Below are 14,159 nucleotides of genomic sequence, written 5' to 3'. Positions count from 1 at the left end.
GTGTGCGCCGGTGCCGTACGCGTCAGTTCTGGTGTGCCTCGTAGTGGGCCACCGCGTCGGCGGTGCGTCCCGCGCCGTACACCCTGAGGAACTCTGCCAGTTCCGGGTGGGTGGGGGCGAGGCTGTTCGCCGCATCGATGATGTCGCCGGCCGCGGAGACCGAGCGCAGCAGCGACTGGATCTCGCGGACGACGCGCTTGACGGTCGGGGCGCCGGAACCGGTGCCGGTCTGACCGCTGTTGCTGAGGACGGAGCCCCCCTGGGTCCGCTTGATCTCGTCCATCCGGTCGGTGGCCTCGGCGGCGCTGACGCTTCCGTCCGCCACCTGGCTCGCGAGGTCCTGGAGCGCCTGGACGCGCTGGACCACGGCCGGGTTTCCGATCTTGGCGCGCTGGCCGCTCATCAGCTGGGAGAGCATGGGGGCCGAGAGGCCGAGGACGGCAGCGAGGCGGGCCTGGTTCAAGCCCAGGTCGTCTATGAGCCGGCGGAAGAGCGCGCCGAGGGGTTCTCCGTACCAGCTGCGCTGAAGTTCTCTGGCTCTGGCTGTAGCCTCTTGCTGTACTGCGTCCACGCGTCCTACTCCCCTTCGCTGGTGCGAACCTCGCGAGCATCTTACGGAGAGTGGTCGCACGGTGGGAGTCCCCATCATTTTTGCGGGATGAGGGGGAGAACCCGGTACTCTGTTCTGCGGAACGGCCACTCCTTCGCGGGAGAGGGTCGCGTCCTCCCTTTCGGGGCTTTAGCTCAGTTGGTAGAGCGCTGCCTTTGCAAGGCAGATGTCAGGAGTTCGAATCTCCTAAGCTCCACTTCTTCACCCCTTCTGACCTGCGGAAACGCCGATCGGGAGGGGTTTTGTCATGCCGTCTTCGGCGATGTTTCACGTGAAACGACGGGCGCGCGGGGCCTCCCTGGTCCCCCGGACAGGCCCGTCGCAGGGCCCGGCGGCGCCTCCTGGCGGACAGTGGTGACAGGCACCGAGCCCGGGGGACTGACCATCCGGAGGCGCACAGACATGGGACTCTTCGACTTCCTCAGGTCCGAGAAGAAGAAACAGGCCGCCGCCGAGAAGGCGGCCGCGACCGCCTCCGCCGACTACGCGACGACGTACGCCGACGCGGTCGCGGCCACCAGGGAGGCCGCCGAGCGCATGGCCGCCGCGGCCCCGCCGAAGCCCGCCCCCGCCACGCCGCGGGCCGCCCGGACCCCGCAGAAGTCGGCCGCGGCCGGGCACCCGCCGCACACCCCCACGCCCGGGTCCGCCGCGCACAAGGCGGTTCCCGCGGCTCCTGCGCCGGCGGCCGGGAGGGGCGCCGTGAAGCGCACGTACACCGTCCAGGCCGGTGACTCGCTCATCTCGATCGCCCTCCGGGAGCTGGGCAACGAGGCCCGCTGGCGCGAGCTCTACGCCGTGAACCGGGGTGTCATCGGTGCCAACCCCCACCTGATCCACCCCGGACAGGTGCTCACGCTGCCCGGCCGGTCCCCCGGTTGATCCTCCGCCAGGAGGCAGCGGAACGCGTGGGGCCGGATCACTCGGATCCGGCCCCACGTCTCACGTCTCACGTCTCCGGCGACTACTCCCCGTTGGCCTCGCGTTCCTTCGCGGCCAGTTCGTCGTCGAACGTCGCCTGGGCCTCGTCGCGCGAGGACAGTTCGGTCGCCGCCGGCGGCTCGACCAGCCATTCGGGGTTGGACTGCTGGTCCCACCAGCGCCAGGCCAGGTAGGCGGCGCCGGCCAGCACACCGACGATCACCACACCCTTGAGCACCCGGGTCCGGCACTGAAGCCGCTCGTGGTGCTTGACGAGCCTCTTCACCTCCTGGGCCGTCACCTGGCCGCGCAGCGCCGCCAGGGCCGCCACGCCGACCGCCGCCGAGCGCAGCGCGGCCTCCTCGGCGACCGGCCGGCCCGCCGCCATGGCGCTCTCCAGCCTCGGCTGCGTGTACTCGGCCGCCTGCCGGGCCACGCGCCGGGTCTGGTGTACCGCCTGGGTTGCCGCCCGGTCGACGTTCGGCGGCACGTGGGCGCGCGCTGCGACCATCCGGGGATGCAGATGGGCGTCGTACGCCGTACGCGCTTGGCGCGAGGCCTGCTGGGCGGCCTGCGAGACCTTCGGTGCCAGCCGCTCGTTCGCCTCGTGCGCGTAGTGCACCGCCGCGTCCCTGGCGGATTCTGCGTACGGCGCCACCAGCTCCGCCGCGTGCTTCATCGTGTCCTTGGCGCTGTCGGCGACCAGGCGCACGCTGTCGTTGCGGGTCACGGGATCCTCCTCCTTGGTGGCGGACACAGTTCACCTTTCCACCCTTTGTCGGATCATGCCTGGCTTGGCGCCGGGCGGCATGCGTGACAGGGCATCCGGGTGGGGGATTTCCGTGCCGTACCGCCCTCCGTGGGAGGATCGGGCACCGACAGTGCTGACTATGGAAGGCAGATCCGTGGCCGAGAAGCTCTACGCCACCCTGAAGACCAACCACGGCGACATCGAGATCGAGCTGCTGGAGAACTTCGCTCCGAAGACGGTCCGGAACTTCGTGGAGCTCGCGACGGGCGCCCGTGAGTGGACCCGCCCCACCGACGGCCAGAAGACCACGGACCCGCTCTACGACGGCACCGTCTTCCACCGCGTGATCAGCGGCTTCATGATCCAGGGCGGCGACCCGCTCGGCAACGGCACCGGCGGCCCCGGCTACCAGTTCGCCGACGAGTTCCACCCCGACCTGGCCTTCACCAAGCCCTACCTGCTCGCGATGGCCAACGCCGGCCCGGGCACCAACGGCTGCCAGTTCTTCATCACTGTCGCCCCCACCGCCTGGCTCACCCGCAAGCACACGATCTTCGGCGAGGTCACCGACAAGGCCAGCCGGTCGGTCGTGGACACGATCGCCGGCCTGCCGACCAACCCGCGCACCGAGCGCCCCCTGCAAGACGTGATCATCAAGTCCGTCTCCGTCGAGAGGCGCTGACCGGGAGCGCTGACTGGGAGTGCTGAACGGGAGTGCTGAACGGGCGGCCCGTCCGGCCCCGGGAACCTTCCGCCCCGCCCGTCCGTCCTGATGGCATACCGGACCGGCGGGGGACCGCCGTCCCGCCGCTGACCGAGGGGACCGATGGACACCGACCGTCTGCCGGGCTGCTACCGCCACCCGGACCGCGACACGGGGATCCGCTGTACCCGCTGCGAGCGCCCCATCTGCCCCGAGTGCATGATCAGCGCCTCGGTCGGCTTCCAGTGCCCCGAATGCGTCCGCGAGGGCTCCGGGACCGGCCACCGGCCGGCCGCGAACGCACCGCGCACCCTCGCGGGCGGAGCCGTGGCCGACGATCCCCACCTGGTCACCAAGGTCCTCATCGGGATCAACGCAGCGGTCTTCCTGGCCGGTCTGCTCCTCCCCCCGCTCGTGGTGCAGCTGGAGCTGCTCGGCCGGTACGTGGAGTACATCGGCGGTCCGGTCGAGGGCGTCTCCACCGGCCAGTACCACCGGCTGCTGACCTCGGTGTTCCTGCACGCGGAGTGGTGGCACATCGCGGGGAACATGCTGGCCCTGTGGGTAATCGGCGGCCCGCTGGAAGCGGCTCTGGGCCGGGTCCGCTACCTCGCCGTCTACGTGCTGTCCGGCCTGGGCGCCAGCGCGTTCGTGTACCTGCTGACCGAGCCGAACACCCCGACCCTCGGCGCCTCCGGGGCCGTCTTCGGGCTGCTCGGGGCGACCGTCGTGCTCGCGCGCCGGCTCCGCTACGAGATGCGGCCGGTCATCGCGATGGTCGTGCTGATGCTGGTGCTGACGTTCGTGCCCTTCGGAGGGGCACTGTCGGTGTCCTGGCAGGCCCATGTCGGCGGGCTGCTGACCGGTCTGCTGCTCGGTCTGGCCATGCTGGCCCCGGGGAGCGGGGGAAAACGGGCCTTCGTCCAATGGGGGACGTGCGCGCTGGTATTTCTGCTGGCAGCGGGCCTGGTCCTGGCCCGTACGGCCGAACTCACCTGATCACACCGGCGTCAAGCTCCACAGAGTTATCCACAGATGGTCTGTCTTTTCCTCAGGTGTGGATGACGCTGTGGATAACTCCTGGGGAGAGCTTGCGGGGCGGCGGCATCCTGTGCTTGCCGCCCCGCCTCAGGCTGGCGAGCCGCCTACTTCCACTGGGTGGAAACGCCGAATCCCGCCGCAATGAATCCGAATCCGACTACAATGTTCCAATTTCCGATGGACTCGATCGGAAGCTGGGTCTCGCTCACATAAAACACGACAATCCAGGCCAGACCGATCAGGAAGAGTGCGAGCATGACCGGAGCGACCCAGCTGCGGTTGGTCAGCTTGATCTGCTGCGCCTTCGTCGGCGGCGGCGTGTAGTCGTCCTTCTTGCGGATACGTGACTTCGGCACGAGGGGCTTCTCCTGTCGATGCGCTGGGGACCTTGCCTGCCCCGGGCGTCCGTTAGCGTAGTGGACCTGTGGCGTTGAAGGAGAAGGGTACGTTGAGCAATTCCGACGACTCCTCCGTGGGTCCCCGCCGGCGGTTCCGGGCGGTCCGGCTGCTCACCGCCGCCGTCTTCGCCCTGGCCGGCCTGATCTTCATCACCAGCTTCAACACGTCCAAGGGTACGAACATCCGGACGGACGCCTCGCTGCTCAAGCTCTCGGACCTCATCCACGAGCGCAGCCAGAACAACGCGGAGCTGGAACAGACCACCGCTGCCCTCCGCGGCCGGGTCGACGCCCTCGCCGAGCGCGACGACGGCAGTACCAAGGCCGAGGACGCCAAGCTGGCCGCCCTGCGCACCGCCTCCGGTACCGAGGCCCTCTCCGGCAAGGGCCTGACCGTCACCCTCAACGACGCCCCGCCCGGCGCCACCGCCCGCATCCCCAACGTGCCCGAGCCGCAGCCCAACGACCTCGTGATCCACCAGCAGGACCTCCAGGCCGTCGTGAACGCCCTGTGGCAGGGCGGCGCCCAGGGCATCCAGGTCATGGACCAGCGGCTGATCTCCACCAGCGCCGTGCGCTGCGTGGGCAACACCCTGATCCTCCAGGGCCGGGTCTACTCGCCGCCGTACAAGGTGACGGCGGTCGGCGACCCGGGTGCGCTGCGCAAGGCCCTCGCCGCCTCCCCGGCGCTGCAGAACTACCAGATGTACGTCACGGCGTACGGGCTCGGCTGGAAGGTGGACGAGCACAAGGAGCTGACACTGCCCGGCTACTCCGGCACCGTGGACCTCCACCACGCGAAGCCGGTCGAGACCTCCTCCGCGACAAGCACCCCCTGACGCCGGGCCGCTGGCTTTAGTCTGTGTGCGTACCGCCCACGCGGTGCGTGAGCGAAAGGGACGCGGACGGCATGTACGGCTGGATCTGGCGGCATCTGCCGGGCAACGCGTGGGTACGCGCGCTGACCTCCCTCGTACTGGTCCTCGCGGCGGTCTTCGTGCTGTTCCAGTACGTCTTCCCGTGGGCCGAGCCGCTCCTTCCGTTCAACGATGTGACAGTGGACGAGGGATCGGGAGCCACTCCGTGAGCGCGCGCATTCTGGTTGTCGACAACTACGACAGCTTTGTCTTCAACCTGGTCCAGTACCTGTACCAGCTCGGCGCCGAGTGCGAGGTGCTCCGCAACGACGAGGTGGAGCTCTCCCACGCGCAGGACGGCTTCGACGGCGTGCTGCTCTCGCCCGGGCCCGGCACCCCGGAGGAGGCGGGCGTCTGCGTGGACATGGTCCGCCACTGCGCCGCTACCGGCGTCCCCGTCTTCGGCGTCTGCCTCGGCATGCAGTCGATGGCGGTCGCCTACGGCGGCGTCGTGGGCCGCGCCCCGGAGCTGCTGCACGGCAAGACCTCGCCGGTCGTCCACGACGGCCTCGGCGTCTTCGAAGGGCTGCCGTCGCCGTTCACCGCGACCCGCTACCACTCCCTCGCGGCCGAGCCGCAGACCCTCCCGGACGTCCTGGAGGTCACCGCGCGCACCGAGGACGGGATCATCATGGGGCTGCGGCACCGGGAGCACGACGTGGAGGGCGTCCAGTTCCACCCCGAGTCGGTGCTGACCGAGCACGGCCACCGGATGCTCGCGAACTGGCTCGTGCGCTGCGGCGACAAGGGTGCCGTCGAGCGCTCGGCGGGGCTGGCCCCGGTGGTGGGCAAGGCCGTCGCGTGACCTCGCTCGCGCCGTCCGCGCCCACCGAGGGCCGGGCCGCGCGGCGCAGGGCCGCCCAGCAGGCCGCGAAACGCGCGCGGCGGCGCGGCAGCGGGCGGCGGCGCAGGCAACCGGCCTCGGGCGGGCCGCTCGTGGTCGCGAGCCGGCTCCTCGGGGAGCTGTTCATCACGCTGGGCGTGGTGATGCTCCTGTTCGTGGCCTACCAGCTCTGGTACACGAACGTGCTCGCGCAGCGCACGGCCGACGGGGCCGCGGGCTCGCTGCGCGAGACCTGGGAGCAGCAGCCGGGCGGCGCTGCCGCCCCGCCTCCGGCGGCGTTCGAGCCCGGCCAGGGCTTCGCGATCCTGCACATCCCGAAGCTGGACGTGAAGGTGCCCGTGGCGGAGGGCGTGAGCAAGCCCAAGGTGCTCGACCGCGGGATGGTCGGGCACTACGGGGACGGCGCCCTGAAGACCGCGATGCCCGCGGACAGGCAGGGCAACTTCGCGGTGGCGGGACACCGCAACACCCATGGCGAACCGTTCCGGTTCATCAACCGGCTGGCGCCGGGCGACCCGATCGTGGTCGAGACCCGGGACGCGTACTACACGTACGAGATGGCCTCGATCCTCCCGCAGACGCCGCCGACCAACGTGGCCGTGCTGAAACCCGTACCGGAGGGGTCGGGCTTCACCGCCCCGGGCCGGTACATCACGCTCACGACCTGTACCCCGGAGTTCACCAGCACCTACCGCCTGATCGTATGGGGCAGGATGGTGGACGAACGCCAGCGCGGCCAGGGTGCTCCCCCCGCGCTGGCCGCCCGGTAGCCCGGCGGCAGCCGCCGCCCCCGCTCGAAGGACGAACCGCCGTGTCCCGTACCGCGCCGCCCCGCCGCAGCAGTGTGCTCGCCGGGTTCCTGAGCCTCCTGGGCGAGTTCCTGATCACGGTCGGCCTGGTGCTGGGCCTGTTCGTGGCGTACTCGCTGTGGTGGACGAACGTGCTCGCGGACCGGCAGGCCTCGGCGCGCGGCGACGAGATCCGCCGCCAGTGGCAGAGCGCCACCCCGGCGGCGGGGGCCGCGGGGCCCGGCGCGCTGGACACCCAGGGCGGCATCGGCTTCCTGCACGTGCCCGCGATGAAGAACGGCGAGGTGCTCGTCAAGCGGGGCACGGCGCCGGAGGTCCTCGACGACGGCGTGGCCGGCTACTACATCGACCCGGTGAAGGCGGCCCTGCCGTGGGAGAAGCCGGGGAACTTCTCGCTGGCGGCGCACCGCGACGGGCACGGGGCGAAGTTCCACGACATCGACAAGGTGAAGAAGGGCGACGCCGTCGTCTTCGAGACCCGCGACACCTGGTACGTGTACAAGGTCTTCGCGGAGCTGCGCCAGACCTCCAAGTACAACGTGGACGTGATCTCGCCGGTCCCGAAGGAGTCGGGGAAGACGGCGCCGGGCCGGTACATCACGCTGACCACCTGCACGCCCGTGTACACCTCGAAGTACCGGTACGTCGTGTGGGGCGAGCTGGTGCGCACGGAGAAGGTCGACGCGAAGCGGACCCCGCCGGCCGAGCTGCGCTGACCGCTGGAAAGCCACCGGCTTACCGCAGTACCTGAAGTGGTGTCCCCGCGCTCCACGCCTCCAGAAGGCCCCGGTGGACTGCGGTGACGCCGCCCTGGGCGGCGATGGCCAAGGCTTCGCGGGTGAAGGCGCAGGTGGCCACGCAGAGGGCCACGTCGGCACGGTGCAGGACTTTGGCGGCGCCGAGGAACTTCTGCATCTCATCGCTGAGCACGTGCCGGAATCGTGTGACTTTCTTGCACTGGACGGCGACGGTTCGGCCGTCGGCGGTGCGGGCGGTGATGTCGATACCGAGCCTGCCGCCGTGGCCGCCGCCGTGTACGTCGACGCCCGTACAGCCGTCGCGGCGGAGCAGACCCGCGACGTGGAGTTCGAACTCTTGCCGGTTCATGGCGGTGATGGTCCCGATGACCCCGGTGAGGGCCCGCTCAGCCTGGTCGCGCTGAAGCCGGCTGATGGCGGTGTCGTGCTCGACGAGCTTCGCCTGGATCCGTGTGACGTCCTGCCGGAGGGAGACCAACTCGCGGTGGTGTTCGCCGGAGGCTTCGATGAGCACGTTGAGCATGGGTACGACCTGTCGGCGGAGGATCTCCGTGGCCTCCTCACCCGAGTCGGCCCTGTGGATGAAGTTGTCCACAGGATGCCTGCGGGCCTCTTGCTCGGTATCGAGGAGGTACGCACGCACCTGACGTGCGATTTCGCTGTCGCGGAGGAGCATCCCGACGTTCAGGATGGCCCGGCGGGTGTACACGGCCAGGTGCACGCGTCCGCCACGGCCGCGGGCCTGTGGATGACTCGCCTTTGAAAGCGACTGGTTGTAGCTTTCAAAATCCGCCAGGTCAGAGCCCTTGAGGGTGCGCATGCCGTTCTGGCTCAACTCTTCGCGGTGGCGTAGCCGGAGCTGGTTGACCACGCGCTCCGAGACTTCGTAGTACGCCGCCACCATCGCCGTCGTCACGTGCAGTCCGTCCGGCAGGAGCGACAGCGCCTTCACCTTGTCCAGGACGTGCGTGCGGTCCAGGACGCTCGTGCGCAGTGTCCGGGATTCCAGGAGTACCGATTCGCTGACCATCGCCCCGCCCTTCCTGGGCAGAACCCGATGTCCCACCCCGACCGGATCAACGATTTCCGATATATGAAGACACGATCGGCTTTCGTGGATATGTGCGGAGGTGGAGCAGAAGGGCACGGGCCCGGGGATGGACCGAGCACATGCAAGAGGCCCGGCCGCCCCTCCCGGTGGGGGAGGGGGCGGCCGGGCCTCTTGTGTCGTGCGGGGTCGGCGCCCGGGGTCAGCGGCCTCCCAGGCCGCCGAAGAACCCGCCGTTGTTGCCGCCCTGCTGGCCGTTGCCGGCGATCGTGTAGACGTTGACGATCGTGCCGGTGGCGACGGGGGAGCCCGCGTTCGGGTCGCTCTTCACGACGATCGCGTTGTCGTCCGCGGGGCCGCCCGCCAGGACGGCACCGAAGGTCAGTCCTCGGCTGGCGAGCTCCTGCTTGGCCTGGCCGACGGTTCGTCCGGCGAGGTTCGGGACCTGTGTCTGCTGTGCTCCTTTTGAAATCTGCACGTTCACCGTCGTGCCCGGGGCCAGCTGCTCGCCCGGCTGGTACTGCTGCTGGACGACCGTCTTCGGCGGGGCGCCGGGGGAGTCCACCTCGGTGGTGCTGCCCAGCTTCAGTTTGGCGTCGGTCAGCAGCTTGGCGGCCTGCTCCTTGGTCTTGCCGAGGAGGTCGGGCATCGCGGCCTTGGCCGGCTCCTTGGCGACGGTCACGGTGACCGTCGAGCCCTTCTGGGCCTGGCCGTTCTTGGGGTTCTGGTCCAGGACGGTGCCGGGGGTGCGGTCGGACTCCTGGGTCCTCTTCTCGACCTGGAAGCCCTTGTCCTTGAGCGCCTTCTCCGCTTCCTCGAATGCGAGGTTGACGACGTTGGGGACGGCCACCGGCGGGGCGCCCGAGGAGATCGTCAGCTTGACCGTGGAGCCTTCGTCGGCCCGGGTGTCCGGCGCGGGTTCCTGCTTGCAGACGTTGCCCTTGGGCTGGTTGTCGCAGGGCTCGTCGGCCGCTCTCTCGACCTTGAGGCCCACGTTGTCGGCGTTCTTCTGCGCCTGCTCGAAGGTCTCGCCGATCAGCTTGGGCACGACGGGCCGGTTGTCGGCGCCGCCGTTGAACAGCGAGCGGCCGATGAGGATGGCGCCGACCAGGACGAGGACGCCGGCCGTGACCAGCAGGATCGTGGAGGCCTTGCTCTTCTTCTGGTTCTGTCGGCGGCCGTGGCCCTGGTCGTACCCGCCGGGGCCCTGGTCCCCGTACCCGTAGCCGCCGTCGCCCGGGGGCATCGGCGGGAGCATGGAGGTCTGGCCGGCGTCGGCGGGGCGCAGGGCGGCGGTGGGCTGGTCGTAGCCCTGGTGCCCGTAGCCGTTGCCCGGTTCCGGGTAGCCGTAGCCGGCGGCGCCCATGGCGGCGGTGGCGGCGACGGGCTGGCCCTCCAGGCAGGCCTCGATGTCGGCGCGCATCTCGTCGGCCGACTGGTAGCGGTAGTCGGGGTCCTTGACCAGCGCCTTCAGGACGATCGCGTCCATCTCGGGCGTGATCTCGGGGTCGAAGTTCGACGGCGGCTGGGGCTCTTCCCGGACGTGCTGGTAGGCGACGGCCACGGGGCTGTCGCCGATGAACGGCGGGCGGACGCAGAGCAGTTCGTAGAGCAGGCAGCCCGCGGAGTACAGGTCGGAGCGCGCGTCGACCTGCTCGCCCTTGGCCTGCTCCGGGGACAGGTACTGTGCGGTGCCGATGACGGCCGCGGTCTGCGTCATGGTCATGCCGGAGTCGCCCATGGCTCGGGCGATGCCGAAGTCCATGACCTTGACCTGGCCGGTCCGGGTCAGCATGACGTTGGCGGGCTTGATGTCGCGGTGGACGATGCCGGCGCGGTGGGAGTACTCCAGGGCCTGGAGGATGCCGATGGTCATCTCCAGGGTGCGCTCGGGCAGCAGTTTGCGGCCGGAGTGCAGGAGCTCGCGCAGGGTGGAGCCGTCGACGTACTCCATCACGATGTACGGGATGGAGATGTTGTCGACGTAGTCCTCGCCGGTGTCGTAGACAGCGACGATCGCCGGGTGGTTGAGCGACGCGGCCGACTGGGCCTCGCGGCGGAACCGGGCCTGGAACGACGGGTCGCGGGCGAGATCGGCACGCAGGGTCTTGACGGCGACGGTACGGCCGAGCCGGGTGTCGTGGGCGAGGTACACCTCGGCCATGCCACCGCGGCCGAGCACGTGGCTCAGCTCGTACCGGCCGCCGAGGCGACGCGGCTCTTCCATAACGTTCCAGCCCTCTCCGTCAGTCCCGACCGCACCCGTGTGTGGTCCGGCGGTGTGCTGTTCGCGCAAAGGCTACCGGCCGATCGTCGGTGATCGGTTCGTGACCACAGCCTGATACCGGACCGGTACCGTACGCTCGGTTCCGGGCGGGATCAGTGCCCCACGTCACTCCGGACACAGCCTTCACACCTCGTCCCGTCGTTCCATTGTCCGTGCCGCCCGTCAGCTCTTGCTGTTGAGGACGGCCTGCATGACGGCCTGGGCGACGGGGGCGGCGAGGCCGCCACCGCTGATGTCGTCGCGGCTGGCGTCACTGTCCTCGATGACGACGGCGACGGCGACGGGGCTGGTTCCATCGGCGCCCTTGGCGTAGGAGATGAACCAGGCGTACGGGCGCTTGGCGTTCTTCTCGCCGTGCTGGGCGGTACCGGTCTTGCCGCCCACCGTGACGCCCTTGATCTTCGCCTTGGTGCCGGTGCCGGTCTCGACGACGTTGACCATCATCTGCTGGATCTTCTGCGCGTTGGCGGCGGAGAGGGGCCGGCTCATCTCCTGCGGCTCGTGCTTCTCGATGACGTCCAGGTTGGGCGCGGTGAGCTGGTCGACCATGTACGGCTTCATCAGCTTGCCGTCGTTGGCGATCGCGGCGGTGACCATGGCCATCTGGAGCGGGGTGGCGGCGGTGTTGAACTGGCCGATGGCGCTCTGGGCGTTGCCGTCCTTGCCCATGGTCTTGTCGTAGATGCTCGCGAACGCGCGGACCGGGGTGTCGATCTTGTCGTTGTTGAAGCCGAACTTCTGGGCCGTCTCGACCATCTTGTCCCGGGTGACCTTGTCGCCGAGCATCGCGAAGACCGAGTTGCAGGAGACCCTCATCGCCTCGTTCAGGCTGGCCTTCTCGCAGCCCGGGGCGTGATTGACCATCGGGGTCTTCGTGCCGGGCAGGAAGTAGGGCTCCGGGGTGTCGGTCGGCGCGTCGATGTTGGTGACGACGCCGTGCTCCAGGGCCGCGGCCGCGGTGACGACCTTGAACGTGGAGCCCGGCGGGTAGGTCTCGCGCAGGGCGCGGTTGACGAGCTTCTTGTCCTCGCTGTCCTTCAGCTCGATCCAGGCCTTCTCGTCGGCCTTGGAGTTGCCGGCGAAGCTGGACGGGTCGTACGAGGGCTTGCTGACCAGGGCCAGGATGGCGCCGGTGCGCGGGTCGATGGCCGCGACGGCGCCCGTCTTGTCCTTGAGCGCATCGAACGCGGCCTTCTGCACGTCCGGCATCAGCGTGGTGACGACGTTGCCCCCGGCCTTCTTCTCGCCGGTGAACATGCCGATGGTGCGGTCGAAGAACAGCCGGTCGTCGTTGCCGGTGAGGATCTTGTCCTCGAGGGACTCGAGCTGCGTGGAGCCGAACGCCTGCGACGCGTAGCCGGTCACCGGGGCCCACATGGCGCCGTCGATGTAGGTCCGCTTGTACTTGTAGTCGCTGCCGTCGGTTTCGACGGAGCCGGTGATGGACTGCCCGCCCTTGACGATGATGTTGCCGCGCTGGGTGGCGTACTGGGCGATCTGGACCCGGCGGTTCTCCTTGCGGGTGCTCAGCTCCTCGGCCTGGACGTACTGGATCCAGTTGGTCCGGATCAGCAGCGCGAGGACGAGCAGCCCGCAGAAGATCGAGATGCGGCGCAGGGGCTTGTTCATGACGGTCGGACCACCTGGGTCATCTCGGAGTCGGGGGACGGCGCGGGGGCCGGCGCGGGGCGGCGGGCGGTGTCGCTGATCCGGATGAGGATGCCGACCAGGGCCCAGTTGGCGAGGACGGAGGAACCGCCCGATGCCAGGAAGGGCATGGTCATGCCGGTGAGGGGGATGAGCCCCATGACGCCGCCGGCGACGACGAAAATCTGCAGGGAGAAGGCACCGGAGAGCCCGATGGCGAAGAGCTTGCCGAAGGGGTCGCGGGCGGCGAGGGCGGTGCGCACACCCCGCTCGATGATCAGGCCGTAGAGCAGCAGGAAGGCCATGACGCCGGCCAGGCCGAGCTCCTCGCCGACGGTGGAGAAGATGAAGTCGGAGTTGGCGGCGAAGCCGATGAGGTCCGAGTTGCCCTGGCCCCAGCCGGCGCCGAGGACGCCGCCGGACCCGAAGCTCATGATCGACTGGCCGACCTGCTCGCAGGCGCCGGACTTGGCGTAGCAGCCGAAGGGGTCGAGCCAGGCGTTGACGCGGGCCTGCACGTGGCTGGCGAACGTGCCGACGACGACGGCGCCGCCGACGCTCATGAGCAGGCCGATCACGATCCAGCTGGTGCGCTCGGTCGCGACGTACAGCATGATCACGAACATGCCGAAGAACAGTAGCGAGGTGCCGAGGTCGTTCTCGAAGATGAGGACGAGCAGGCTCATCGCCCAGATCATCAGGATCGGGCCGAGGTCGCGGCCGCGCGGCAGGTAGAGGCCCATGAAGCGGCGGCTGGCCAGGGCCAGGGCGTCGCGCTTCACCATCAGATAGCCGGCGAAGAAGATCGCGATGACGATCTTCGCGAACTCGCCGGGCTGGATCGAGAAGCCGGCGACGCTGATCCAGATTTTGGCGCCGAAGACGTCCGCGCCCAGGCCCGGGATGACCGGCAGGATCAGCAGGATGAGCGCGCCCGCCATCGAGATGTACGTGAACCGCTGAAGGGTGCGGTGGTCCTTCAGGAGCAGCAGCACGGCCGCGAACAGGGCGATGGCCACCGCGGTGTACATCATCTGGCGCGGCGCGGACTCGGAGAACGTGCCGAAGCTGCGCTTGGCGAGGTTCTGGAGCCGCTCGGACTGGTCCAGCCGCCAGATCAGCACGCAGCCGAGCCCGTTCAGGAGGGTCGCGATCGGCAGCAGCAGCGGGTCGGCGTACTTGGCGTAGCGGCGTACGACGAAGTGGGCGATGCCCGCGAGCACGGCGAGGCCGCCGCCGTAGACGAGCATGCCGGGGGGCAGCTCGCCGTGGATCGCGAGCCCGACGTTGGCGTAGGCGAAGATCGAGATGACCACGGCGAACACGAGCAGCATCAGCTCGGTGTTCCGCCTGCTCGGCAGCTCGATGGCGCCGATGGTGGTCGTGTTGGTGACAACGCTCATGGTGTGGCGGGCCCCCTGTGCC

At 69.4% G+C, this 14,159-nt stretch carries 14 protein-coding genes, 1 tRNA gene and 1 pseudogene; 9 read left to right on the top strand and 7 right to left on the bottom strand.

The window, feature by feature from the left end; all coding sequences use genetic code 11:
* Positions 1-22: 22 nt before the first annotated feature.
* Positions 23-571, bottom strand: coding sequence for a helix-turn-helix domain-containing protein (locus tag AC068A_RS26255; RefSeq protein ID WP_478588698.1), 549 nt, complete (start codon positions 569-571; stop codon positions 23-25).
* Positions 572-733: 162 nt separating this feature from the next.
* Here AC068A_RS26255 and AC068A_RS26250 point away from each other — a divergent pair.
* A tRNA-Ala gene (locus tag AC068A_RS26250) sits at positions 734-806 on the top strand.
* 206 nt (positions 807-1,012) lie between these two features.
* Complete coding sequence (locus tag AC068A_RS26245; RefSeq protein ID WP_478588697.1) at positions 1,013-1,492, top strand: LysM peptidoglycan-binding domain-containing protein; 480 nt, start codon at positions 1,013-1,015, stop codon at positions 1,490-1,492.
* Between the two features lie 82 nt (positions 1,493-1,574).
* Here the strand turns inward: AC068A_RS26245 and AC068A_RS26240 are convergent, their stop codons facing one another.
* Positions 1,575-2,261, bottom strand: coding sequence for a DUF5324 family protein (locus AC068A_RS26240; protein WP_478588696.1), 687 nt, complete (start codon positions 2,259-2,261; stop codon positions 1,575-1,577).
* Between the two features lie 175 nt (positions 2,262-2,436).
* Between AC068A_RS26240 and AC068A_RS26235 the strand changes: the two genes are divergently transcribed.
* Together AC068A_RS26235 and AC068A_RS26230 are read left to right on the top strand one after the other, a co-directional pair.
* Positions 2,437-2,964 (top strand): peptidylprolyl isomerase, encoded by a 528-nt coding sequence (locus AC068A_RS26235; RefSeq protein ID WP_478588716.1) that lies wholly within the window; start codon positions 2,437-2,439, stop codon positions 2,962-2,964.
* A gap of 144 nt (positions 2,965-3,108) precedes the next feature.
* Positions 3,109-3,984: a rhomboid family intramembrane serine protease gene (locus AC068A_RS26230; RefSeq protein ID WP_478588695.1), complete on the top strand. Its 876-nt coding sequence runs from the start codon at positions 3,109-3,111 to the stop codon at positions 3,982-3,984.
* A 146-nt stretch (positions 3,985-4,130) separates the two neighbouring features.
* On the opposite strand, the gene crgA is transcribed toward AC068A_RS26230, so the two are convergent.
* On the bottom strand, positions 4,131-4,382 hold the full coding sequence (gene crgA, locus AC068A_RS26225; RefSeq protein WP_179171839.1) for a cell division protein CrgA: 252 nt from the start codon (positions 4,380-4,382) through the stop codon (positions 4,131-4,133).
* A gap of 92 nt (positions 4,383-4,474) precedes the next feature.
* On the opposite strand from crgA, the gene AC068A_RS26220 reads away from it, so the two are divergent.
* The 5 genes and pseudogenes from AC068A_RS26220 (at position 4,475) to AC068A_RS26200 (ending at position 7,710) form a co-directional block, all read left to right on the top strand.
* The gene (locus AC068A_RS26220; RefSeq protein ID WP_478588694.1) at positions 4,475-5,263 is read left to right on the top strand and encodes a DUF881 domain-containing protein; all 789 of its coding nucleotides are present in this window, start codon (positions 4,475-4,477) and stop codon (positions 5,261-5,263) included.
* Positions 5,264-5,310: 47 nt separating this feature from the next.
* The gene (locus tag AC068A_RS26215) at positions 5,311-5,511 is read left to right on the top strand and encodes a hypothetical protein (protein WP_478588717.1); all 201 of its coding nucleotides are present in this window, start codon (positions 5,311-5,313) and stop codon (positions 5,509-5,511) included.
* A complete protein-coding gene (locus AC068A_RS26210; RefSeq protein WP_478588693.1) occupies positions 5,508-6,146 on the top strand; it encodes an aminodeoxychorismate/anthranilate synthase component II in 639 nt (212 codons plus the stop codon). Before AC068A_RS26215 ends, AC068A_RS26210 begins: the two co-directional genes overlap by 4 nt.
* Before the next feature lie 125 nt (positions 6,147-6,271).
* Positions 6,272-6,955: pseudogene (locus tag AC068A_RS26205) on the top strand (class E sortase); the annotation flags it as partial.
* A 41-nt stretch (positions 6,956-6,996) separates the two neighbouring features.
* Complete coding sequence (locus tag AC068A_RS26200) at positions 6,997-7,710, top strand: class E sortase (protein ID WP_478588692.1); 714 nt, start codon at positions 6,997-6,999, stop codon at positions 7,708-7,710.
* A gap of 19 nt (positions 7,711-7,729) precedes the next feature.
* Here the strand turns inward: AC068A_RS26200 and AC068A_RS26195 are convergent, their stop codons facing one another.
* From AC068A_RS26195 to AC068A_RS26180, 4 genes are all read right to left on the bottom strand, one after another.
* Positions 7,730-8,782 (bottom strand): restriction endonuclease, encoded by a 1,053-nt coding sequence (locus AC068A_RS26195; RefSeq protein WP_478588691.1) that lies wholly within the window; start codon positions 8,780-8,782, stop codon positions 7,730-7,732.
* A 220-nt stretch (positions 8,783-9,002) separates the two neighbouring features.
* The gene (pknB, locus tag AC068A_RS26190; RefSeq protein WP_478588690.1) at positions 9,003-11,027 is read right to left on the bottom strand and encodes a Stk1 family PASTA domain-containing Ser/Thr kinase; all 2,025 of its coding nucleotides are present in this window, start codon (positions 11,025-11,027) and stop codon (positions 9,003-9,005) included.
* A 222-nt stretch (positions 11,028-11,249) separates the two neighbouring features.
* The gene (locus AC068A_RS26185) at positions 11,250-12,716 is read right to left on the bottom strand and encodes a peptidoglycan D,D-transpeptidase FtsI family protein (protein WP_478588689.1); all 1,467 of its coding nucleotides are present in this window, start codon (positions 12,714-12,716) and stop codon (positions 11,250-11,252) included.
* Positions 12,713-14,137 carry an FtsW/RodA/SpoVE family cell cycle protein gene (locus tag AC068A_RS26180; protein ID WP_478588688.1) on the bottom strand — a complete coding sequence of 475 codons (1,425 nt, stop codon included), beginning with the start codon at positions 14,135-14,137 and terminating at the stop codon, positions 12,713-12,715. Before AC068A_RS26180 ends, AC068A_RS26185 begins: the two co-directional genes overlap by 4 nt.
* Positions 14,138-14,159: the final 22 nt, after the last annotated feature.

The sequence above is a fragment of the Streptomyces sp. NPDC043854 genome, from assembly GCF_056436005.1.
This window is presented reverse-complemented; position numbering and strand designations above follow the sequence as displayed.

Coding starts and splice junctions, on each gene's coding strand:
- AC068A_RS26245 (WP_478588697.1), top strand. CDS start 1,013: ATGGGACTCTTCGACTTCCTCAGGTCCGAGAAGAAGAAACAGGCCGCC.
- AC068A_RS26230 (WP_478588695.1), top strand. CDS start 3,109: ATGGACACCGACCGTCTGCCGGGCTGCTACCGCCACCCGGACCGCGAC.
- AC068A_RS26195 (WP_478588691.1), bottom strand. CDS start 8,782: ATGGTCAGCGAATCGGTACTCCTGGAATCCCGGACACTGCGCACGAGC.
- pknB (WP_478588690.1), bottom strand. CDS start 11,027: ATGGAAGAGCCGCGTCGCCTCGGCGGCCGGTACGAGCTGAGCCACGTG.
- AC068A_RS26185 (WP_478588689.1), bottom strand. CDS start 12,716: ATGAACAAGCCCCTGCGCCGCATCTCGATCTTCTGCGGGCTGCTCGTC.
- AC068A_RS26180 (WP_478588688.1), bottom strand. CDS start 14,137: ATGAGCGTTGTCACCAACACGACCACCATCGGCGCCATCGAGCTGCCG.